Raw genomic sequence first — 22689 nt, forward strand, 5'->3', positions numbered from 1 at the left:
GCGAACCTGCGAAAGGAACACCATGGCGAGCCTTGGTTGGACTGAAATCCTCATCATCCTGGCGATCATTCTGCTGCTCTTCGGCGCGAACAAGCTGCCGGACCTCGCCCGCTCGATGGGCCGCTCGGCGCGCATCTTCAAGTCCGAGGTCAACGAGATGAAGAAGGACGACAAGCCCGTCGCCCAGCAGCAGGCGGAGCTGACCCAGGGCTCCCCGGAGACCCAGAGCGCCTCCCAGGTCCAGGAGGGCTTCTGGGACCGCCCCGAGAACCAACCGCGCCCGCAGAACTAGAAGCGCGGCAGTGACTGAGGCAGCACGCACACCCGCGCGGAAGCGGCGCAGGAGGGCGAAGAACCCCACCGGGGAAATGACCCTGGTGGAGCACCTCACCGAGCTGCGCCGCCGCCTGATGATCTCGCTGGCGGCGATGTGCGTGGGAACGGTGATCGGGTTCATCTGGTACCAGAGCGCCCCCTTTGGCATGGCCCCGCTCGGCGAGATCATCCGCGGCCCGTACTGCAACCTGCCCGCGGACCTGCGCGCGGACTTCACCGGCGACGGGGAGTGCCGCCTCCTGGCGACGACCCCCTTCGAGATGTTCATGCTGCGCCTGAAGGTCGGCGCGCTCGCCGGGCTCGTGCTCTCCTCGCCGGTCTGGCTCTCCCAGATCTGGGCCTTCATCACCCCCGGACTGCACCGCAGCGAGAAGCGCTACACCTTCGTTTTTGTCACCCTCGCGGTGACGCTCTTCGTCGCCGGCGCGGTGCTGGCCTACGTGGTGCTGGACAAGGGCCTGTACGTGCTCATGTCCATCGGCAACGAGTTCCAGGTCGCCGCCCTGACCGGGCGGGAGTACTACGGCTTCCTGCTCGCGCTGGTGACCATCTTCGGCGTGAGCTTCGAGCTCCCGCTCGTCATCGTGATGCTCAACCTGGCCGGGGTGCTGCGCTACGAGCACGTGAAGGACAAGCGCCGCGTCATCATCGTCGGCCTGTTCATCTTCGCCGCGTTCATGACCCCCGGCCAGGACCCCTTCTCCATGGTCGCGCTCGCCGCCTCGATGACCCTGCTCGTCGAGCTCGCCTTCCAGTTCTGCCGGGTGCACGACAAGCGCGCGGCGAGCTCGCGGCCCGAGTGGCTGGGGCTTGACGACGACCAGGCGTCCGGCCCGATCGCCGCGCCCGCGCCGGTCACGGCCTCGCCCGCCCCTGCGCCGGAGCCGCGTCCCGAGGAGTACTTCAACGACGTACTCTAAGGGGCATGGCTTCATCTGACTCCCTGCTGGACGAGTTCCGAGCAACCCGCGCGTTCCCCCTCGATCCCTTCCAGGTGGAGGCCTGCGAGGCTGTGGAGGCAGATCACGGGGTGCTGGTGTGCGCCCCCACGGGCTCGGGCAAGACCATCGTCGGGGAGTTCGCGGTGTTCACCGCGCTGCGCCGGGGAACCAAGTGCTTCTACACCACGCCGATCAAGGCGTTGAGCAACCAGAAGTACCACGACCTCGTCGCCGAGCACGGCGAGGAAGCGGTGGGCCTACTGACCGGCGACGTGAGCATCAACGGCTCCGCGGAGGTGGTCGTGATGACCACCGAGGTGTTGCGCAACATGATCTACGCCTCCTCGCCGCAGCTGGACAGGCTCTCGCACGTGGTGATGGACGAGATCCACTACCTCGCCGACCGTGACCGCGGCGCCGTGTGGGAGGAGGTCATCCTCAACCTGGACGACTCGGTCTCCGTGGTCGGCCTCTCCGCCACGGTGTCCAACTCGGAGGAGTTCGGCGAGTGGCTCGGCACCGTCCGCGGCGACACCCGGGTCATCGTCTCGGAGCACCGCCCCATTCCCCTGAGCCAGTACATGATGGTGGGGCGCAAGGTCTTCCCCATGTTCGAGCCGGGCACCGACGGGCGTGTCAACCGCGACCTGGAGCACGCCATCTCGCGCATCGAGCAGGGGCGGGGAGAGGAGGGACGCCGCGACTACGAGGAGGGCCGGGGCTTCCGCGCCCGTTCTGCGGGGCGGCGCGGCGGCAAGGAGCGCCCGCAGGACAGGATCCGCCCGATCGGGCGCCCCGAACTGGTCTCCGCGCTGCAGGGCCGCGACATGCTGCCGGCGATTGTGTTCATCTTCTCCCGCGCCGGCTGCGACGGCGCGCTGTACCAGTGCCTGCGATCCCGCAAGGAGCTGACTAGCCCCGAGGAGCAGGAGGAGATCCGCGCGATCGTCGACGAGGGCGTGAAGGACATCCCGGAGGAGGACCTCCAGGTGCTGAACTTCCGGCAGCTGCGCACCGCGTGGTCCCGGGGCTTCGCGGCCCACCACGCCGGCCTGCTGCCCGCCTTCAAGCACATCGTCGAAGAGCTGTTCGTTCGCGGGCTCGTCCGCGTCGTCTTCGCCACCGAGACGCTGGCCCTGGGCATCAACATGCCGGCGCGCACCGTGGTGCTGGAAAAGCTGGTCAAGTTCAACGGCGAGGCCCACGTTGACCTCACGCCGGGGCAGTACACCCAGCTCACCGGGCGCGCGGGCCGCCGCGGCATCGACACCATCGGCAACGCTGTGGTTCAGTGGGCGCCGGCGATGGACCCGCGCGAGGTCGCCGGGCTCGCCTCCACCCGCACCTACCCGCTCATCTCGCCGTTCGCGCCCGGTTACAACATGGCGATCAACATGCTGAAGATGAACGGCTACGAGGACTCCATCCGCCTCATCGAGCAGTCCTTCGCGCAGTTCCAGACGGACCGCTCGGTGGTCGGGGAGGTGCGCGAGGTGGAGCGTCGTGAAGCGAAGGTGGCAAAGCTGCGGGCCCAGCTCGAGCGCGACATCGCCTCCTTCGCCCCGCCCAGCGACGACCCGGTGGCCGAGCTGACCGACTACCTCCGCCTGCGCCGCGACCTCACCGACGCGGAGCGAGAGGCGCGCCGCCACGCCTTGGAGGACCGGGCCGCCGAAACCAGCACCATCCTGGGCCGCCTGCAGGTCGGGGAAGTCATCGCCCTGCCGGGCAAGAAGAAGCCTGAGCTCGCGGCCGTGGTGCAGGTGGCCGGAAAGCGCAACGACCCGCGCCCGTGGGTGACCACGGAGCGCGGCTGGTCCGGGCGCATCGACGCCGCCGCCTTCCGCAACCCGCCGGTCGTCGTCGGGCGGATCAAGGTGCCCCGCCACATGCAGGACCAGCCCCGCCGCCACGCGAGGAAGGTGGCGAGCATGCTGCACGGCGCCAACCTGCGCGGGCCGAAGAAGCTGCGCGAGCAGGCAAGGGTGCGCCCGAACAAGAAGGTCACCGCGCTGCGCGAGGCGATCCGCAGCCACCCCGCGCACGTGTGGCCCGCCACCGACCGCGAGCTTCTGGCCCGCGTCGGGGAGGAGCTGATGCGCGAGGAGCGCAAGCTCGAGGCCGTGGCCGCCCGGGTGGATTCGGCGACCGACTCGCTGGGCCGCACCTTCGAGCGCATCATCGGGCTGCTGACGGAGATGGACTACGTGGAGATCGACGGTGGAGAGGCCCGCGTCACCGAGGAGGGGGAGCGTCTCGCCGCGATCCACACCGTCTCCGACCTGCTGGTCGCCCAGTGCCTCAAGCGCGGGATCTGGGACGAGCTCGACCCCGCGGAGCTGGCCGGCGTGGCCTCCATGTGCGTCTTCGAGAACCGCAAGGCCACCGGCGGCTCCCCGGAGCCCGCCACGGAACGCATGGCGGAGGCGATGAACGACACCATGCGCATCTACGGCGAGCTCGTCTCCGACGAGGAGCGCCACCATCTGCCGCCGACGCGGCTTCCCGACGCCGGGTTCAGCCTCGCCGTCCACCAGTGGACCGCCGGTGCGCCGCTCGGCTATGCGATGGCGGCCGCCGCGGAATCCGGCGCTGAGCTCACCCCGGGCGACTTCGTCCGCTGGTGCCGCCAGGTCATCGATCTTCTTGAGCAGGTGGCCAAGACCGGGTATTCTGAGGAGATCCGCCGAGCCGCGCGCCGCGCCATCGACTCCATCCGCCGCGGCGTCGTCGCCATCGGCAACTAGCCTGGGGCCCATGACTTCCAGCACCCACAGCCAACGGATCGCGCGGGTGGCGCGACTCATCGCCGAGAAGGGTCTCGGGGGTGTCCTCGTCGGCCCCGGCCCGGAGCTGGCCTACCTGACCGGCTCGTGGACGAGCTCGCACGAGCGGCTCACGGCGCTGACCGTCGCCCCGGACGGCACCGCGCGGCTCGTGGCGCCGCTGACCGACGCCACCGGGCTCGACCTCCCGGGCGTGGAGGTCCTCGGGTGGCGAGACGGGGAGGACCCGTACCAGCTGGCTGTTCGGGGCCTGGGCCCCGGCCGGGTGGGGCTGGGCTCCTCGCTCACCGCCGACCACGTGCTGCGCCTCCAGGAGCTCCTCCCGTCCACGGTGCTGGCGTTGTCGGTCCTCTCCGAGGTGTTCGCGGCAAAGGAGCCCGACGAGCTGGCGCAGCTGCAGGGCGCCGCCGAGGCGATCGATGGCGTCCACGCGCAGGTCCCCGGCCTGCTGGAACCCGGGCGCACAGAGGAGGAGGTGGCGCGCGACCTCGAGCGGCTCATCCTGGACGGGCATGACGCCGTGGATTTCGTCATCGTCGGCTCCGGCCCGAACGGGGCGAACCCGCACCACAGCCACTCCGACCGGGTCCTGCGCGAGGGCGACCCCGTGGTGGTGGACATCGGCGGCTCGCTCGGGGAGGGCTACCACTCGGACTGCACCCGCACCTACCAGGTCGGGCGGGTCCGCGACGGGGAGTTCCTGCGCGCCTACGCCGTCCTGCAGCGCGCGCAGGATGCCGCCGTCGCCGCCGCCCGCCCCGGCATCACCGCGGGCGAGCTCGACGCGGTCGCCCGCGACATCATCGCCGCGGCCGGTTACGGCGAGCACTTCACCCACCGCACGGGCCACGGCATCGGGCTGTCCCTGCACGAGGAGCCGTTCATCGTCGCCGGCAGCGACCGCGTCCTCGCCGAGGCAATGGCCTTCTCCATCGAGCCGGGGATCTACCTGCCCGGCCGTTGGGGCATGCGCATCGAGGACATCGTCACCCTGACGGCGGACGGGGCGCGCCGCCTGAACAGGCAGCCGCGGCAGCTGCGCTAGCAATACGCCGCGCCGGCAATAGACTTGGGCGACATGACAGTTCTACTTCTCGGAGCCACCAGCGACATCGGCGGCGAGGTCGCCGCCAGGGTGTGCCGCGGGCGCCGCGTGGTGCTCGCGTTGCGGGACCCGGGGCGCGGGGAGGGCGTCGTCAAGCGCATGCTCGAGGCGGGCGCGACGAGCGCTGAGGTGGTGCCCTTCGAGGCGACGGACCTCGACTCGCACCGGCGCGTCATCGAGGCGGCGGGCGAGGTGACCACCGCCATCGTGGCCTTCGGCATCCTCGGGGACCAGAAGCTCGCCGAACACGACGAGCGCGAGGCCGCGCGCATCGCCACCGTCGACTACCTCGCCCAGATCAACGCGCTCACAGTGCTTGCCGACGTCATGCCCCGCGGCCAGATCTACGCCTTCTCCTCCGTCGCCGGGTGGCGCCCGCGCCGGGCGAACTACGTGTACGGCTCGACCAAGGCGGGCCTCGACGCCTTCTGTCAGGGGTTGGCCGACCGGCTGCACGGGACCGGACTCAACCTCATCACGGCGCGCCCCGGCTTCGTCATCGGCTCGATGACCGAGGGGATGAAGCCGGCCGTCATGTCGGTCACCCCCGACGTCGTCGCCGACGCCGTCGTCGCGGCGGCCGGGCGCAACCGCAGCTGCACCGTCTGGGTCCCCGGCCGGCTGCGCCTGCTGGCGGCCGTGATGCGGCTGGTGCCGCGCCCGGTGTGGCGCCGCATGCCGCGCTAAGGGGGAGCGGTGCTGTCTCACCTGCTGCGCGCCACGCTGCCGTTCGCCGTCGACGCCCTGCACCTCGCGCCGCGCACGGACCCGGAGTTCGCGCCCGCGACGTGGCTGACCGGGGTGACGCCGGGGACGCTCATCGAGGCGGCCGAGGTGTCCCCGGTCGGCCTGCGCACGCGTCTCAACCCCGCCACGGCGCACCGGATCAGCTACGCCACGTCCGACTCACGGGCCCGCTGCCTGACCGCCACGGGAGCGGTGATCCGCTCGCACGTGCCCTGGACGGGGAGGGGGCCGCGCCCCACCGTCGCATTCGCGCCCTCCACCCAGGGCGTCGCCCCGCGCTGCGACCCCTCGTACTCCTGCACAGTGGGGCTCGCGCTGCGCACGCACCCGCTGGACGCGATCGCGGCGTACGAGCAGCCGGTGATCAACCTGCTCGTGGCCGCGGGGGCGAACGTCGTTCTCACCGACTACCCGCGCGACCCCGAGGACAACGTCCAGCTCTACGCCGACCATTTCTCCTCCGCCCGCGCCCTCGCCGACGCGGTGCGCGCCGCCGACGAGCTCGGGGTGGTCGCCGCGAACCTCGGCCTGTGGGGCTACTCGCAGGGCGGGGGAGCGGCAGCCGGGTGGCTGGAGGAGCCGGAGTACGCCCCCGAGCTCCAGCCGCTCGCCGCCGTGGTGGGGGCGCCGCCCGTCTCCCTTCCCGAGGTCCTCGCGCACGTAGACGGCTCGCTCGTGGCCGTGGTGGCGCTCTACGCGGTCGCCGGGCTGGCGGCGTGGGACGACAGCATCGCCAAGGAGCTGTACTCCCACCTCAGCCCCGAGGGCATCGCCGCCGTCTTCTCCGAGGGCCGGGTGTGCGCCACCGGGGCGGTGCTGAGCCAGCCCTGGGCCTCGACGCGCGCGTGGACGGCCTCCGGGGTGTCCATGTCGACGCTGCTGGAGTCGCTGCCCCTGACCGGCCGCCGCCTCGACGAGCTGGAGCTGGGCACCCGTCGCCCGCTGCGCATCCCGACTCGGCTGTGGGGCGGCCTCCACGACGACGTCGTGCCCTACGACGGGGTCAGGCGCCTCGCCCGCAGCTGGGGCGTCGGGCTGGAGACGCGCCGGCCGCCGCGCGTGCCGGGGCGGACGGGAGCCAACCACATCGTGCCCTACTTCCTTCACGCCCCGGCCGACGTGCAATGGCTGCTGTCCAGGCTGGGCGGGTAGTCTGGCCGCATGCGGCTTCTGTTTTTCGCCTACTTTGTCATCGAGGTGCTCGCCTTCATCGGCGTCGCCCGCCTGATCGGCCTCGGCTGGGCGTTCCTCGCCGTCTTCGGCCTCTCCGTCCTCGGCGGGGTGGGGGCCAACATCGCCCTGCGCAACTCGCTCACGCGGGCGGCGGGCGGGCGCAACTCGCTCGGCCGCTTCGCCGGCGACAGCGCGATCCTGGCCGCCGGCTGGATCCTCTGCATCCTCCCCGGCTTCGTCTCCTCGCTCGTGGGCCTCGTGCTCATCTTCCCGCCCACGCGCGCGCTCGTGCGCCGCAGCCTCACCGCGAAGACGACCAAGGCGGTGGAGGACTTCAGCATGCGCGTCTACTCGGCCTCGCCCGTGTCGCGCCAGTTCACCAGCTACGGCACCTTCCGCACCAAGCAGCCCGGCGGTGGAGACGTCATCGACGCCGACGAGCTCGAGCAGTGGTACCGCGCCGACAGTGCCACCGACACCGGTCCCGACACCGGTCCCGACACCGGCAGTGACCCGCACCGCGGCGGGGGAACCCGCTAGGTGGACAAGCTTCTTCGCCCGGCGCTCGCCGCCGCCTCCGGCGCGCTGGTGTACTTCTCCTACGCGCCGCACAGCCTGTGGTACCTCGGCATCGCGGGGATCGCCCTGTTTTGGTGCGCTCTGGCGCCGTGGCCGTCCGGGTGGCCCTCCGCGCGGCCCGGGGCCCGCTTCGGCGCGCTGCTCGGCTTCCTCCACGCGCTCGCGCTCTACCTCGCGCTCCTGCCGTGGGTGGGCGAGTTCGTCGGCGCGGCGCCGTACATCGCGTTGGCGGTCTTCCTCGCGCTGTATTCGCTGCCTGTTGGGGTCTTCGGGGTGCTGCTCGCGCGCCGCCCCCTCGGTTTCGTCGCCTTCCCACTGGTCTACCTCGCCTGGGAGTTCCTCCGCTCGCGGCTGCCCTTCGGCGGCTTTCCGTGGGTGTGCCTCGCGTGGGGCCAGATCGACGGCCCGCTGCGCCACCTCGCCGCGTGGGGCGGCCCCGCGCTCGTCGGGGTGGCGACGGTACTCACCGCCTGCGGTTTCGCCGCGCTTATCGCTTCTCGACGCCCCACCCGGCGTGCCGCCGCTGCCGCCTGCGCCCTGGTGCCCACCGCCTTCGGCCTCGCCGCCGGCGCCGCGGCCCCGGGGCCCGGGGAGAACACCGGGGAGGTGCGCGCCGCCGCGATCCAGGGCAACGTCCCGCGCATGGGCCTGGACTTCAACGCCCAGCGCCGCGCCGTGCTGGCCAACCACGTCAACGAGACCGTGGCGCTCGCCGAGTCGGGCGAGCGCCCGGACTTCGTCGTCTGGCCGGAGAACTCCTCCGACGTCAACCCCTTCACCGATTCCGCCGCCGCGCAGCTGATCTCCCAGGCGGTGGAGGCGATCGGGGCACCGGTGGTCGTGGGTACCATCACCCGCGACGAGGTGGGGGCGCGCAACACGATGGTCGTCTTCGACCCGGAGACGGGCCCGGGGGAGTACCACCACAAGAAGTACCTCCAGCCCTTCGGCGAGTACATGCCTATGCGCGACTTCTTCCGGCACTTCTCCTCCTACGTGGACATGGCCGGGGACTTCAAGCCGGGCGCGGGCAGCGGCCTCGTGCACGCGGGCGCTGTCCCGCTCGGGCTGGCGACGTGCTACGAGGTCGCCGTCGACGCCGCCTACCGCACGGCGGTTGACGCTGGGGCACGGATCCTCGCCACGCCCACGAACAACGCCACCTTCGGGTTCACGGACATGACGTACCAGCAGATGGCGATGAGCCGCATGCGCGCCATCGAGACCGACCGCGCGGTCATCGTCGCGGCCACCTCCGGCTCGTCGGCCATGATCCTGCCGGACGGCAGCGTGACCCAGAAGACGGGGATCTTCGAGCCCGCCGCCCTCGTCGAGACCCTGCCGCTGCGCGACACGCTCACCCCCGCGGTGCGCTTCGGGGCGCTCATCGAGTGGTTGCTCGTGGCCGGGGGAGCCGGGGCGATGCTCTGGTCCCTGGTGCACAACCGGGGCGGGTATGCTGCTAGGAGGAATCAGGCAGCGGGCGAACCCGCTGGAAACGCAACATCCTAAGGAGAACAGCCCGTGGCCAACACCACCGTGGTGATCATCCCGACGTACAACGAGGTGGAGAACCTGCCGCTCATCGTCGACCGCGTCCTTTCCTCGGGGGCCGAGGCGGACGTTCTCGTCGTGGACGACAACTCGCCCGACGGCACCGGAGCCAAGGCGGACGAGCTGGCCGCCGCCCACCCCGAGGTCCACGTGCTCCACCGCGCGGGCAAGGAGGGGCTGCTCGCCGCCTACCGCGACGGGTTCCGCTGGGCGCTGGAGCGCGACTACGAGGTGATCTGCCAGATGGACGCCGACGGGTCCCACGCCCCAGAGGAGCTGGGACTGCTGCTCGCCGAGATCGACAAGGGCGCGGACCTCGTGATCGGCTCGCGCTACGTCGAGGGCGGGGAGGTCAAGAACTGGCCGCGGAACCGTTACCTGCTGTCCAAGCTCGGCAACCGCTACATCGCGCTGGCACTCGGCGGGGACGTCGCCGACATGACGGCGGGCTTCAGGGCTTTCCGACGCACCGTGCTGGAAACCATCGACCTGGACGCCCTCTCCTCAAAGGGCTACATCTTCCAGGTCGACATGGCCCACCAGGCCGCCGAGGCGGGCTTCGACGTCCGCGAGGTGCCCATCACCTTCGTCGACCGCACCCTCGGCGAGTCGAAGCTGGACTCCGGCTTCGCCAAGGACTCGCTGGTCGAGGTGACCAAGTGGGGCTGGGCCAAGAAGTCGGCGTTCGCGCGCGAAGCCGCGAAGGAGGCGGGGGCGCTGCTGCGCTACGAAATCGACCACGCGGGCCTGTGGAAGCTGCGCCGCAGCGCGGGCGAGGCCCCGGAGACGGCGGTGAACCTCGCCGCCGAGGGCGCGAAGCTGGCCTCCTACGAGCTGAAGCATGCGGGAGTGGGGGAGCTGCCGCGCCGCGCCGCGCGGGCCGCTGACCAGCTCGTCGAGTTCGTCCGCGAGGGCGTGCGAGTCGGGCGCGGTAAGTAGAACGCGAAAGCCCGGGCCACGATGGCCCGGGCTTTGTCGTTGTGGCTGAGGCGCTACGCCTTGTTCTGCGCCTCCTGCTGCTCCTTCGCGATGCGCGCCGCGGTGCGGCGGCGCTTGCGCAGCTGCTCGAGGCGCTCCTCGAGCAGCACGTCGAGCTCCTCGATGGAGCGGCGCTCGCGCAGCATGTCCCAGTGGGTGCGCGGCGGCTTCACCGGCTTGGCCTCCACGCCCTCGCCTTCCATGAGGGTGCCCACCTGGCCGTTCTTGCACATCCACTCTTCGGGGATCTCGGCGTCGTCGGCGAAGGGGACGTCGAAAACCTCACCGTTGGGGGTGCGGTACTTGGCCATCTGGCGCGGCGCGAGATCGTGGTCCCGGTCCGTCTCGTAGCTCACAGCACCCATTCGACTACCGCGCAGAACACGATCAGCCATGCTGTCTCATCCCTTCCTTTACGTAAACAGTCGCTTCAGTATAACGGCCGCGCCGCCTGCTTTGTTCCCGGCGAGGTGTATTAGGCTTGGCCTGTGTCGGATCTGAGGGCGCCCAGGGACGCCGTGTGCGAGTGGTGCGGGGCGCCGCTGCCCGAGCAGAAGGGGAGGGGCCGCAAGCGCAAGTACTGCGGCGACTCCTGCAAGCAGCGCGCGTACGAGCAGCGCAACAACGTCTCGGGCACCCCGATACCGGAGCGCGCCGTCATTTTGCACCCGGACCGGGCGGACGAGATGCGCGACAGGCTGTTCGAACTGCGCTGCGCCGCGGAAGACGTGGCGACGGCGCACGAGGAGGGGGCGGACCCCGAGGAGATTCGTCACTTGTGTGACGAATTGGTCACTATCGCCCGGAAGTTGGAGGAGTTAAGGTGAGCAACGTGAATAATAACCAGGACAGACCGTGGTACAGGGTTTCCCGGACCCCGCTGATCGTCGTGGGCCTCATCTTCATCGTGGCCCTCGCCGGTCTGGCGTTCGTTCCGCTCATCTCCGCGCTGCTCGGCGGCGGCGGAGGGGTCAAGACCGAGGGGATCGACGAATCTCACCTGCGGTCGGCCACGACGGACGTCGACGGCGAGTGGGCCGTCTCGACCAAGCCGGGCCCGAATCAGACGTCTGCGGGTTTCACCTTCTTCGAGATCCTACCGGCCGAGAAGAAGGTCACGTCGGGCTCGACGCGCTCCGTCAGCGGCGGGGTCACCGTCGAGGGCGGGACGCTGCGCTCCGGCGAGATCACCGTCGACATGGCCACGCTCACCACGGACAGCGACGTGCGCGACAACAACGTGCGCTCGAAGATCTTGAGCACCGACCAGTTCCCGGAGGCGACGTTCACGCTGACGAAGCCGGCGGATGTCTCGCAGGTGCCCGACGACGGCACCGTGACCCAGGTGGAGCTCACCGGCGACCTGACCATCCGCGGGCAGACCCGCGAGGTGAGCCAGCCGTTCAACGTGGCGCGCTCCGGCGAGAACGTTCTCGTTGCCGGTGACATCCCAATCAAGCGCTCGGAGTACGGCGTGGAGACGCCGGAACTGGTCGCCGCGAAGATCGCGGACGACGGCGAGGTCAACATCAAGGTCAATCTGCAGAAGAAGAGCTAGCCAGGGCCTGCGCGTATTTACGTAACGTTACGTAAATATCTTTCTGCGATTGTCCGATAATGCACATTATGTCAAGTAACCCCGGCTAGCGCCTGCCCCGCCGGCTCCGCTGCACGAGCGTCAGCTGGACCAGGTCCGTCATCCCCAACCGCGCCAGAGCCTCCCGCAGCGCGAACTGCCACCGCCACAGGCGCCGGTACACCGCGTCGAAGCCGTCCGCGGCGGCCTCGCGCAGGTGCGCGTCGAAGGTCTCGCGCTGCAGCCGCAGCGAGCGCTCGAGGTGTTGCGGCGCGTGGGTCTCCGCGATAACGCGCAGGCCGGTCTCGCGGTCGACCACCCGGGCGATCTCCTCGGGCGTCGAGAAGCTCAGCCCCGGCCACACGTAGGCCCGCAGCGAATCGAGCGCCGCGTCCGCCGCCGGGCTGTACTTCTCCGTGCGCGTCACCGTCTGCAGCGCCGCGCGCCCGCCCGGGTGGATCAGGGTCCCGAGGGCCGCGAGGTACGCCCCCTTCTCGCGGGGCCCGAACGTCTCCAGCTTCTCGACGCCCACCGCGGCGTCGTAGTAACCCCGCCTGCGCAGCCCCGCGTCCACGTCCGCCTCGACGCGCACAGCGCCCGTAACGCCGGCGAAGGTGATCCGCTCATCCATCCCGCGGGCCACGGCGGCGTCGGCGGTGATGCAGTCGACCGTCGCGCGCCGGTGTGCCGCCGCGATCGCGACCGCCCCGCCGGAGGCCGGGTACTCGACAAGGTGGGTTCCCGCCCCGACGGCGCCGGCCCCGAGAAGCATCTCCACCGTGCGCCGCTGCGCGTTGGCCAGGTCGCCGCGTTCCGTGGCCAGCGGCGCCTCGATCCTGGTCACGTCGACGAAATGCGAGGCGGGCTCGGAGCCGCGCCCGGCGCCCGGAACGTGGGAGGCGACCATCTCGCGCTGCGTCGTGGCCACGCCCGTGGCGAAGTGCCCGGCGAAGGCGCTCATGCCGTCGCCGGCGTAGTGTTGCACCAGGTCAGGGGGCACGTCTCCCCCGCTCGCGCGGCCCGGTCCGGCGGCACGGCCGCGGGGCCGGTAGCCCGCCTCGAGGAGCGCCGCGAGGACGTCGACAAGCGAATCAGCCCTCCACTCGCCCGCCATGTAGCCTTCCGCGAGCCCCACCCAGCCGCCGTCCGCGATGCGCGCGAACAGCTCCGCGTGCTCGACCACGAGGTCCGCCCCGGCGGAGGGGTCCAGTTCGATGCCCGCCCTCGCGCAGACGCGGGCAAACTGGGCCTCCGCGGCGCGCGCCCTGAGCCGCGTCTGCCACCCGGCCGGCACCGTGGCCACCCCGGGCCAGGCGGCGGCGTCGAGGGCGTCGAGCATTTCGAGGTGGGAGGAGGGAACGCGAGGAGAAACCACGCCCCACACCTTAAACCGGACCGCGGCCGCGGGCGCGCGCCACGACGGGGTTGAGCGATAGACGATTGCGCCTGGGGGCGTAAGATGGTTGCGGTAAAACTGAACTTCACCCCAAGGAGACGAAATCCATGGCTGATACGGCCGTTCGCCCGGCGGGCAACCGCCACCATGTCGTGATCATCGGCGCCGGCTTCGGCGGCATTTTCGCGGCCCGTGAGCTCGCTGACGCTGATGTCGACGTCACCGTCATTAACCGCACCAACCACCACCTGTTCGCCCCGCTGCTCTACCAGGTGGCCACCGGTCTCCTCTCCTCCGGCGAGATCGCCACCTCCGTGCGCCAGATCCTCGCCGAGCAGGACAACGTCAACGTCGTGCGCGGCGACGTCACCGCCATCGACGTCGACGCGCAGAGCGTCACCTTCGACGAGGGCGAGTTCACCCGCAGCCTGGCCTACGACTCCCTCATCGTCGCCGCCGGCGCCGGGCAGTCCTACTTCGGCAACGACCACTTCGCCGAGTTCGCCCCCGGCATGAAGACCCTCGACCACGCCCTCGAGATCCGCGGCCGCCTCGTCACTGCCTTCGAGCGCGCCGAGCTGGCCGAGACCGCCGAGGAGCGCGAGAAGTTCCTCACCTTCGTCGTCGTCGGCGCGGGCCCGACGGGCGTCGAGCTCGCCGGCCAGATCGCCGAGATGGCCCACCGCTCCTTCGACGGCCAGTTCTCCAACTTCGTCCCCTCGCAGGCCAAGATCGTGCTTATCGACGGCATGCCCCAGGTGCTCCCCCCCTTCGGCAAGCGCCTCGGCAAGAAGGCCCAGCGCGAGCTGGAGAAGAAGGGCGTCACCGTCGTCCTCAACGCGATGGTCACCAACGTCGACGCCGACTCCGTGACCTACAAGGACACCAAGTCCGACCAGGAGGTCACCATCGAGTCGCCGACCAAGATCTGGTCCGCCGGCGTCCAGGCCTCCCCGCTGGGCAAGCTCGTGGCCGAGCAGGTCGGCGTCGAGGCCGAGCGCAACGGCAAGGTCCCGGTCAACGCGGACCTCACCGTCGGCGACAAGTCCAACGTGTTCATCATCGGCGACATGATGAGCCGCGACCGCCTCCCCGGCGTCGCCCAGGTGGCGATCCAGTCCGGCGAGTACGTGGGCAAGATCATCAAGGAGCAGGTCGAGCACGACCTCGCCCCGGCCGATCGCGACGCCTTCGAGTACTTCGACAAGGGCTCCATGGCCATCGTCTCCCGCTTCAACGCCGTGGTGAAGATGGGCAAGGTGGAGATCACCGGCTTCATCGGCTGGCTCATGTGGCTCGCCGTCCACGTCTCCTTCCTGGCCGGCGGGCGCAACCGCGTCGTCTCGGCCCTGACCTGGACGCTCAACGCCCTGAGCCCGAAGCGCTACAACCTCGCCACCTCGCTGCAGGAGATGCACGGCCGCACCGCCCTGGAGAAGCTGCGCGAGCTGGCCTCCGGCGAGGCCAAGGCCCTGCCGGAGACGCGCGACACCAACGGCGAGAACTAGTCTCTTTCTCGCCGCCAGGCCCGCTTCACAGCGGGCCCGGTTTTTCGTTTCCGCAGCTCATGGCCGTCGCGCGTGACGCGGGAGGGGGTGCAGCCCTACAATGAGGGTCGAAGTGGTTGTCGCTTTTTTCGCCGACCAACCACGGCGTGACCGCAGGCTGTGTCAGCATCTGGTGAGCACTCGCCACTTCGACGATTCTCAAAGTGGAAAGGACTCCACCCCCAGTGACAGTTACAGAAACCGCACCGCAGACAGCGTGGGAGGGCTTCGCGCCCGGGCCGTGGACGGACTCGATCGACGTCCGCGACTTCATCCAGCGCAACTACACCCCCTACGACGGCGACGCATCGTTCCTCTCGGGGCCGACGGAGAAGACGCTCCGGCTCTGGAGGCACCTCGACTCGACCTACCTGGCCGTCGAGCGCGCGCGCCGCGTCTACGACGTCGACACCGACACCCCAGCGGACATCGACGCCTTCCCCGCAGGGTACATCTCCGGGGACGACGACGTCATCGTCGGCCTGCAAACCGACGTGCCCACCAAGCGCGCCATGATGCCCAACGGCGGCTGGCGGATGGTCGAGCAGGCCATCCGAGAGGCCGGCAAGGAGGTCAACCCCGACATCAAGAAGGTGTTCACCTCGTACCGCAAGACGCACAACGACGCCGTCTTCGACATCTACACCCCGCGCATCCGCGCGGCGCGCTCCTCCCACATCATCACGGGCCTGCCGGACGCCTACGGCCGCGGCCGCATCATCGGCGACTACCGCCGCGTGGCCCTCTACGGCGTCGACGCGCTCATCGCCGAGAAGGAGGCAGCGAAGGACGCCCACCTCGAGGAGGGCTTCTCGGAGCACTGGGCCCGCTACCGCGAGGAGCACTCCGAGCAGATCAAGGCGCTGAAGAAGCTCAAGACGATGGCCGCCAGCTACGGCTTCGACATCTCCGGGCCCGCCACGACCGCTCAGGAGGCCGTGCAGTGGACCTACTTCGGCTACCTCGCCTCGGTGAAGAGCCAGGACGGCGCCGCCATGTCGATCGGGCGTCTCTCCCCCTTCTTCGACATCTACTTCGAGCGCGACCTGGCCGCCGGGCACATCACCGAGACGGACGCACAGGAGATCATCGACGCGCTCGTGATCAAGCTGCGCATCGTGCGTTTCCTGCGCACCGAGGACTACGACCAGATCTTCTCCGGCGACCCCTACTGGGCCACCTGGTCCGACGCGGGCTTCTCCGAGGACGGCCGCCACCAGGTGACCAAGACCTCCTTCCGCCTGCTGCAGACGCTGCGCAACCTCGGCCCGGCACCGGAGCCGAACATCACCATCTTCTGGGATCCGACCCTGCCGGAGGGCTACAAGGAGTTCTGCGCGGCCATCTCGATCGAGACGTCCTCGCTGCAGTACGAGTCCGACAAACAGATCCGCGACAAGTGGGGCGACGACGCCGCGATCGCATGCTGCGTCTCCCCCATGAAGGTGGGCAAGCAGATGCAGTTCTTCGGCGCGCGCGTCAACGCCGCCAAGTCCCTGCTCTACGCCATCAACGGCGGCCGCGACGAGGTCAGCGGCAAGCAGATCACCGAGGGCCACACCCCGATCGAGGGCGACGGCCCGCTGGACTTCGACGAGGTCTGGGCGAAGTACGAGCTCATGCTCGACTGGGTCATCGGCACCTACGTTGAGGCGCTCAACATCATCCACTACTGCCACGACCGCTACGCCTACGAGTCCATCGAGATGGCGCTGCACGACTCGGACATCGTGCGCACGATGGGCTGCGGCATTGCGGGCCTGTCGATCGTCGCCGATTCCCTCTCCGCCATCAAGTACGCCACGGTCACACCCGTGCGCGACGAAACCGGCCTGGTGGTGGACTACATCACCGAGGGCGACTTCCCCGTCTACGGCAACGACGACGACCGCGCCGACGACATCGCCGCGACGATCGTCCACACGGTCATGGAGAAGATCAAGGAGATCCCCATGTACCGCGACGCCATCCCGACGCAGTCGGTACTCACGATCACCTCGAACGTCGTCTACGGCAAGGCGACCGGTTCCTTCCCCTCCGGGCACAAGGCCGGCACGCCGTTCGCCCCGGGCGCGAACCCCGAAAACGGCGCCGACAGCCACGGCATGGTCGCCTCGATGCTCTCGGTGGGCAAGCTGGACTACAACGACGCCCTCGACGGCATCTCCCTGACCAACACAATCACCCCCGCAGGCCTCGGCCGCACGAAGGACGAGCAGGTGACCAACCTGGTCGGCGTCCTCGACGCCGGCTTCATCATGGACAACGCCGACACCTTCACCCAGAACCACTAACCCGACAAGGAGACACATCACCATGTCCACACACACCTTCGACGAGCGCCTCGCCGACATGCGCTCCGCCCGCACCGCGCACAACATGGACTCCGGCCTCTACCACGCCAACATCAACGTCCTCGACGAATCGACCCTCGAGGACGCGATGGAGCACCCGGAGAACTACCCCAACCTCACCGTCCGCGTCTCCGGCTACGCGGTCAACTTCGTCAAGCTGACCAAGGAGCAGCAGCGCGACGTCATCTCCCGCACCTTCCACCAGGGGGCCTGACATCTTGGCTCACGACGGCACGACCGGCACAGTAACCATCCAGCCCGTGCACGGCCACGAACGCCAGCGCGGCGTCGCTGCCGGGCTGGGCGGTCTGTCCACCGACGACCTGGAGATCACTCGCCCCGAGCTCCTCGAGGCGCGGCGCACGGGGGACATCGGGCTGGTGCACTCCTGGGAGCTCGTCACAGCCGTCGACGGCCCGGGCACCCGCATGACGGTGTTCCTCTCGGGCTGCCCCCTGCGCTGCAAGTTCTGCCACAACCCCGACACCATGGAGATGAAGGAGGGGACCCTGGAGCGCGTCGAGGACGTCGCCAAGCGGATCATCCGCTACAAGCGTGTCTTCGACGCGACGGGAGGGGGCGTGACCTTCTCGGGCGGCGAGCCGCTGTTCCAGATCGCGTTCACGCGGCGCCTGCTGGCCATGGTCCACGAGGCCGGGATCCACACCGCCGTGGACACCTCCGGCTACCTGGGGGCGCGGCTGACGGACGAGGACCTGGCCAACGTCGACCTCGTCCTCCTCGACGTCAAGTCGGGTGACGAGCCGACGTACAAGCACGTCACCTCGCGCGAGCTGCAGCCGACCATCAATTTCGGCGACCGCCTCAACGCGCTGGGCAAGCGGGTCTGGATCCGCTTCGTCGTCGTGCCGGGCCTCACGGACGCGCAGGACAACGTCGAGCGTGTCGCCGACATCGTCGGCCGGTGGACGGACAACGTCGAGCGCGTGGAGGTCCTCCCCTTCCACAACATGGGCGCCGACAAGTGGAAGAAGATCGGTCTGCCCTACGAGCTTGACGACGTCTCCCCTCCCTCCCAGGAGACTCTCGAGCGCGTCCGCGCGACGTTCCGCGGCCGCGGGCTGCGCGTCTTCTAGGTTCCCGCAGCGTTTCCTGCTCGATGGCGGGCGGCTCCGCGCGGGGGCGTAGTATTCACCACGACTTTGTACACACGCGCTCCACGTAGGCTTTCTTACGACTGAGCTCTTACGGAGGGAGGACCCACCATGCCGCCATTGATTCCGCGCCCGCTGCAGCGCTCCAAGCGCCCGGCGATCCCGGCTCCCCCCTCCGTCCCCGTCCCGATCGAGCGCTCCACCGACTTCTGCCGCATCTTCGTCGACGGCAAGCGGCTGCCCGGCGAGGCGCGCATCACCCACGCCCTGGAGATCGCGGAGCAGCACGAGAACTCCTTCGTGTGGCTCTCGCTGCGCGAGCCCTCGAACGCGCAGATGGAGCGGCTGCAGGAGATCTTCGGGCTGCACGAGCTCATCGTCGACGACATCGTCGACGCCCACCAGCGCCCGAAGGTTGAGCGCTACGACGACCAGCTGTTCATGGTCGTGCGCTCCGTCTACTACCGCGACGACGAGGAAGTCCTCGACGCCCGCGAGATCATTTCGACGGGCGAGGTGCAGGTGGTCATCGGCCCGAAGTTCGCCATCACGATCCGCCACAAGGCTCCCCTGCCCGACCTGTCCTCGCAGCTGGAGGAGGACGAGGAGCTGGCCATCCTCGGCCCGGCGGCGGTGGCGTGGAAGATCTCGGACTACGTCGTGGACAACTACCTGCGCGTTGCGCAAGCGCTGAGCAGGGACGTCGACGACCTGGAAAACGAGGTCTTCACCCCGCGGCGCTCGATCAACATCGACAAGATCTACATGTACAAGCGCGAGGTGCTCGAGATGCGCCACGCCATCGACCCGCTCGGGCCCGCGCTGCGCAACGGGCTGATGAACAACAAGGACCTGCTGCGCAAGACGCTGCGCTCCTACTTCCGGGACGTGCAGGACAACGCCATGATCGTCAGCGACCACGTCTCGGGCTTCGACGAGCGCCTCTCCTCGCTCCTCGACGCCTCCGTGGCGAAGGTGTCGATGCAGCAGAACAGCGACATGAGGACCATCTCGGCGGTGGTCGGCATGGCCGCCGCGCCGACGATGATCGCCGGCATCTACGGCATGAACTTCGAGAACATGCCCGAACTGTCCTGGCAGTGGGGCTACCCCGCCGCGCTGATCGTCATGGCGACGGTCATGGGCGTGATGTACTGGTGGTTCCGCAAGAACCACTGGCTCTAACGGCCGCGCAGCACCATCAGCTTCAGGTTGGTCACCGCTGCGAGCCTGCCACCCGCGCGCATCTCCACGCGCCACAGGTGGGTCGATGAACCCAGGTGGACCGGCAGGGCGACGGCCTCGACGCGCCCCTCGTGGACGCCGCTGAGCAGGTCGGTGTAGTTGCTCATCCCCACCGCCGGGACGCCCGCGGCCGCCACGGCGGCCACGGAGCCGAGGGTCTCGCCCACCGAGCAGAACACCCCGCCGTTGGCCAGGCCCATAGGCTGATGGTGCTGCGGCCCGATGTCGATGTAGCCCTCCGCGCTGGCGCTGGAGACCTTCGTGATGACGAGGCCGATGGTGTGCGACAAACCCGAATCGAACTGCCGGAGCTGCTCCAGCTCATCCGCGCTGAGCGGCTCGGTGAGGATCTCGTTGCCAAACCTGTGTTCCATGCAGGACGATTCTACGCGCCGCGCGGCGACGTGGGAGGGCTCGTGCGTAGTATTGTGCCCATGACTTCCCCCGAAAACCTCGCATACAGCCCCGCCGGGGCGGCACAGATCGGCGTCATCGGCATGGCCGTCATGGGATCCAACCTGGCGCGCAACTTCGCCTCGAAGGGTCACACGGTGGCCATCTACAACCGCTCGCCGGAAAAGACCCGGGCCGTCATCGCGGAGCACGGCTCCGAGGGGGCCTTCATCGCCTCCGAGACCATCGAGGAGTTCGTCGCCTCGCTGGAGAGGCCACGCAAGGCGATCATCATGGTGCAGGCGGGCCCCGCGACCGACGCCGTCATCGCGCAACTTTGCGACGCCATGGAGGAAGGCGACATCATCATCGACGGCGGCAACGCGCTGTTCACGGACACGATCCGCCGCGAGCGCGAGGTTGCGGCACGCGGGCTGAACTTCGTCGGCGCCGGCATCTCCGGTGGCGAGGAGGGTGCGCTGCACGGCCCGTCCATCATGCCCGGCGGGCCGGCCCAGACCTGGGAGACCTTGGGACCCCTCCTCGAGTCGATCTCCGCCAAGGTCGACGGCGTGCCCTGCGTGACCCACATCGGCCCGGACGGGACCGGGCACTTCGTCAAGATGGTGCACAACGGCATCGAGTACGCGGACATGCAGGTCATCAGCGAGGCCTACCACCTCATGCGCTACGCGGCCGGCTACGAGCCGGGCCAGATCGCCGATGTCTTCGCCGAGTGGAACCGCGGCGACCTCGACTCCTACCTCATCGAGATCACCGCCGAGGTGCTGCGCCAGAAGGACCGCCGCACCGGCAAGCCCTTCATCGACATCATCCTCGACGCCGCGGGCCAGAAGGGCACCGGGCGCTGGACGGTGAAGGAGGCCCTCGACCTCGGTGTCCCCGTCACCGGCATCGGCGAGGCGGTCTTCGCCCGCGCCCTGTCGTCCGCCCTCGCGCAGCGCCAGGCCGCGCAGGACGGCGGCCTGCCCGCCGGCACGCTCTCCACCCTGGAGCAGCTCGGGATCGAGCCGGGCGACTTCGTCGAGGACGTGCGCCGAGCCCTCTACGCCTCCAAGCTCGTCGCCTACGCGCAGGGCTTCGACGAGATCAACGCGGGCTCCATGGAGCACGACTGGGGCATCAACCCCGGAGATCTCGCCCGCATCTGGCGCGGCGGGTGCATCATCCGGGCGAAGTTCCTCAACCGCATCACCGAGGCCTACGAGAACGAGCCGACGCTCGCCTCCCTCCTGCTCGACCCGTACTTCAAGCGCGAGCTCGAGGGCCTCGTCGACTCGTGGCGGCGCGTCGTCGTCGTGGCCACCCAGCTCGGTCTGCCGGTGCCGGTGTTCGCCTCCTCGCTGTCCTACTACGACTCGCTGCGCGCCAAGCGGCTGCCCGCCGCACTCATCCAGGGCCAGCGCGACTTCTTCGGCGCGCACACCTACAAGCGCATCGACATGGAGGGCACCTTCCACACCGCGTGGTCGGGCGACCGCGAGGAGCTCGACTACTAGTGCGCGCCAGCAGCCGGGTACACTGCCAGCAATGACATCCTTCGCCGAACTCGGCCTGCCCACCCCCCTCGTCCGCGTCCTGGAAAAGCAGGGGATCACGGAAGCCTTCCCCATCCAGGAGGCCGCGATCCCCGATGCCCTCGCGGGGCGCGACGTGCTGGGCCGCGGGCCGACCGGCTCCGGCAAGACCTTCACCTTCGGGCTGCCCATGCTCGCCCGCCTCTCCGGCGCGCCCTCCACCCCGGGCCGCCCGCGCGGGCTCGTCCTCGCCCCGACGCGCGAGCTCGCCGCCCAGATCCGCGAACGACTCGAAGACCCCGCCGCCGCGCTCGGGATGCGCGTGCTCGACGTCGTCGGCGGCGTGAACATCAACCACCACGTCCGCTCCCTAGCGGCGCCCGTGGACGTGCTCGTGGCCACCCCCGGGCGCGCCGAGGACCTCATCAACCAGAAGAAGCTCTTCCTCGACCGCGTGGAGATCGCCGCGCTCGACGAGGCCGACCAGATGGCCGACATGGGCTTTCTGCCCCAGGTGCGCAAACTGCTCGACCGGGTGCCGCGCGGGGGCCAGACGCTGCTGTTCTCGGCGACGCTCGACGGTGACGTCGAGAAGCTCATGCGCGCCTACATGCGCGAGCCCGTCACCCACTCCACGGCCCCCGTCGAGGCCGCAGTGGACACCATGGAGCACTACGTTCTGCAGGTGGGCGGGCGCGAGGAACGCAACGACGTCGTCGTGCGCATCGCCGCGCGCGAGGGCAAGACGATCATGTTCATGCGCACCAAGCACGGCGTGGACAGGCAGGTGAAGAAGCTGCGCCGCGTCGGCATCAACGCGCAGGGCCTCCACGGCGACAAGGGGCAGGGCGCACGCACCCGGGCGCTGGAGGGCTTCGCCGACGGCTCGACGCCAGTGCTCGTCGCCACCGACATCGCGGCGCGAGGGATCGACATCCACGACGTCTCCCTCGTCGTCCACGTCGACCCGCCCGCCGAGCACAAGGCGTACCTGCACCGCGCCGGGCGCACCGCCCGCGCCGGGACCTCGGGCACCGTCGTGACGCTGGCCATGGACGAACAGGCCAAGGAGGTCGCGCAGCTGCTGCGCAAGGCCGCCGTGGACGCGACCACGCTGCGCGTCACCCCGGAGTCCGACGTCTTGGTTAAAATCACAGGAGCGCGCCGCCCCTCCGGCACTCCCCTGCCCCCTCCCGGCCAGCCGGCGCAGGCGGGCGGGGCCGCGACGGGGCGTCGGAACGCGCGCAGAGGAAAGGGCCGCCCCGCCGCGGGGCGGCGGCAGAAAAGGAGTGACGGACGCTAGCACACCTCCCGCCGCGGGGGTGG

The 22689-nt window shown here is 69.7% G+C and carries 21 protein-coding genes; 18 read left to right on the plus strand and 3 right to left on the minus strand.

The features are described from left to right. Positions 1–22 precede the first annotated feature (22 nt). The 9 genes from tatA to DYZ02_RS01240 all read left to right on the plus strand — a co-directional run bounded on the left by tatA (position 23) and on the right by DYZ02_RS01240 (position 10160). A complete protein-coding gene (gene tatA / locus DYZ02_RS01200) occupies positions 23–292 on the plus strand; it encodes a Sec-independent protein translocase subunit TatA (protein ID WP_115684633.1) in 270 nt (89 codons plus the stop codon). Positions 293–368: 76 nt separating this feature from the next. Then, positions 369–1256 carry a twin-arginine translocase subunit TatC gene (tatC, locus tag DYZ02_RS01205; RefSeq protein ID WP_115684634.1) on the plus strand — a complete coding sequence of 296 codons (888 nt, stop codon included), beginning with the start codon at positions 369–371 and terminating at the stop codon, positions 1254–1256. A 5-nt stretch (positions 1257–1261) separates the two neighbouring features. Further along, on the plus strand, positions 1262–4024 hold the full coding sequence (locus DYZ02_RS01210; protein ID WP_115684635.1) for a DEAD/DEAH box helicase: 2763 nt from the start codon (positions 1262–1264) through the stop codon (positions 4022–4024). 10 nt (positions 4025–4034) lie between these two features. After that, positions 4035–5108: a M24 family metallopeptidase gene (locus tag DYZ02_RS01215; RefSeq protein WP_115684636.1), complete on the plus strand. Its 1074-nt coding sequence runs from the start codon at positions 4035–4037 to the stop codon at positions 5106–5108. Between the two features lie 33 nt (positions 5109–5141). After that, the gene (locus DYZ02_RS01220; RefSeq protein ID WP_115684637.1) at positions 5142–5855 is read left to right on the plus strand and encodes an SDR family oxidoreductase; all 714 of its coding nucleotides are present in this window, start codon (positions 5142–5144) and stop codon (positions 5853–5855) included. Positions 5856–5864: 9 nt separating this feature from the next. Next, the gene (locus tag DYZ02_RS01225; RefSeq protein WP_115684638.1) at positions 5865–7067 is read left to right on the plus strand and encodes a lipase family protein; all 1203 of its coding nucleotides are present in this window, start codon (positions 5865–5867) and stop codon (positions 7065–7067) included. 9 nt (positions 7068–7076) lie between these two features. After that, positions 7077–7628 (plus strand): FxsA family protein, encoded by a 552-nt coding sequence (locus DYZ02_RS01230; protein WP_115684639.1) that lies wholly within the window; start codon positions 7077–7079, stop codon positions 7626–7628. Beyond that, a complete protein-coding gene (lnt, locus tag DYZ02_RS01235; RefSeq protein WP_115684640.1) occupies positions 7629–9179 on the plus strand; it encodes an apolipoprotein N-acyltransferase in 1551 nt (516 codons plus the stop codon). A 12-nt stretch (positions 9180–9191) separates the two neighbouring features. Continuing rightward, positions 9192–10160, plus strand: a complete 969-nt coding sequence (locus DYZ02_RS01240; protein ID WP_115684641.1) for a polyprenol monophosphomannose synthase — start codon at positions 9192–9194, stop codon at positions 10158–10160. A gap of 53 nt (positions 10161–10213) precedes the next feature. On the opposite strand, the gene DYZ02_RS01245 is transcribed toward DYZ02_RS01240, so the two are convergent. Next, a complete protein-coding gene (locus DYZ02_RS01245; protein ID WP_115684642.1) occupies positions 10214–10594 on the minus strand; it encodes an RNA polymerase-binding protein RbpA in 381 nt (126 codons plus the stop codon). A gap of 93 nt (positions 10595–10687) precedes the next feature. On the opposite strand from DYZ02_RS01245, the gene DYZ02_RS01250 reads away from it, so the two are divergent. Beyond that, the gene (locus tag DYZ02_RS01250) at positions 10688–11026 is read left to right on the plus strand and encodes a hypothetical protein (RefSeq protein WP_425450990.1); all 339 of its coding nucleotides are present in this window, start codon (positions 10688–10690) and stop codon (positions 11024–11026) included. After that, positions 11023–11757 (plus strand): YceI family protein, encoded by a 735-nt coding sequence (locus tag DYZ02_RS01255; protein ID WP_245945517.1) that lies wholly within the window; start codon positions 11023–11025, stop codon positions 11755–11757. Before DYZ02_RS01250 ends, DYZ02_RS01255 begins: the two co-directional genes overlap by 4 nt. Positions 11758–11842: 85 nt before the next feature. On the opposite strand, the gene DYZ02_RS01260 is transcribed toward DYZ02_RS01255, so the two are convergent. Next, positions 11843–13150, minus strand: a complete 1308-nt coding sequence (locus tag DYZ02_RS01260) for a class I SAM-dependent methyltransferase (protein WP_425450991.1) — start codon at positions 13148–13150, stop codon at positions 11843–11845. 128 nt (positions 13151–13278) lie between these two features. On the opposite strand from DYZ02_RS01260, the gene DYZ02_RS01265 reads away from it, so the two are divergent. From DYZ02_RS01265 to corA, 5 genes are all read left to right on the plus strand, one after another. Next, positions 13279–14679, plus strand: a complete 1401-nt coding sequence (locus tag DYZ02_RS01265; protein ID WP_115684644.1) for an NAD(P)/FAD-dependent oxidoreductase — start codon at positions 13279–13281, stop codon at positions 14677–14679. 224 nt (positions 14680–14903) lie between these two features. Further along, the gene (locus DYZ02_RS01270; RefSeq protein ID WP_115684645.1) at positions 14904–17012 is read left to right on the plus strand and encodes a pyruvate formate lyase family protein; all 2109 of its coding nucleotides are present in this window, start codon (positions 14904–14906) and stop codon (positions 17010–17012) included. Positions 17013–17034: 22 nt separating this feature from the next. Then, positions 17035–17286, plus strand: a complete 252-nt coding sequence (gene grcA2 / locus DYZ02_RS11655; protein WP_115684646.1) for an autonomous glycyl radical cofactor GrcA2 — start codon at positions 17035–17037, stop codon at positions 17284–17286. A 4-nt stretch (positions 17287–17290) separates the two neighbouring features. Next, positions 17291–18169 carry a pyruvate formate-lyase-activating protein gene (gene pflA / locus DYZ02_RS01280; RefSeq protein WP_115684647.1) on the plus strand — a complete coding sequence of 293 codons (879 nt, stop codon included), beginning with the start codon at positions 17291–17293 and terminating at the stop codon, positions 18167–18169. A 129-nt stretch (positions 18170–18298) separates the two neighbouring features. Beyond that, positions 18299–19372 (plus strand): magnesium/cobalt transporter CorA, encoded by a 1074-nt coding sequence (gene corA / locus DYZ02_RS01285; RefSeq protein ID WP_115684648.1) that lies wholly within the window; start codon positions 18299–18301, stop codon positions 19370–19372. On the opposite strand, the gene DYZ02_RS01290 is transcribed toward corA, so the two are convergent. Continuing rightward, on the minus strand, positions 19369–19806 hold the full coding sequence (locus tag DYZ02_RS01290) for a PaaI family thioesterase (RefSeq protein WP_115684649.1): 438 nt from the start codon (positions 19804–19806) through the stop codon (positions 19369–19371). The genes corA and DYZ02_RS01290 overlap by 4 nt on opposite strands. Before the next feature lie 60 nt (positions 19807–19866). Here DYZ02_RS01290 and gndA point away from each other — a divergent pair, with 60 nt between their 5' ends. Next, positions 19867–21345, plus strand: a complete 1479-nt coding sequence (gene gndA / locus DYZ02_RS01295) for an NADP-dependent phosphogluconate dehydrogenase (RefSeq protein ID WP_115684650.1) — start codon at positions 19867–19869, stop codon at positions 21343–21345. Between the two features lie 31 nt (positions 21346–21376). Next, complete coding sequence (locus DYZ02_RS01300; RefSeq protein WP_115684651.1) at positions 21377–22666, plus strand: DEAD/DEAH box helicase; 1290 nt, start codon at positions 21377–21379, stop codon at positions 22664–22666. Positions 22667–22689 lie beyond the last annotated feature (23 nt).

This window comes from Corynebacterium senegalense, from assembly GCF_900411315.1.
In the GTDB taxonomy this organism is placed as follows: Bacteria; Actinomycetota; Actinomycetes; order Mycobacteriales; family Mycobacteriaceae; genus Corynebacterium; species Corynebacterium senegalense.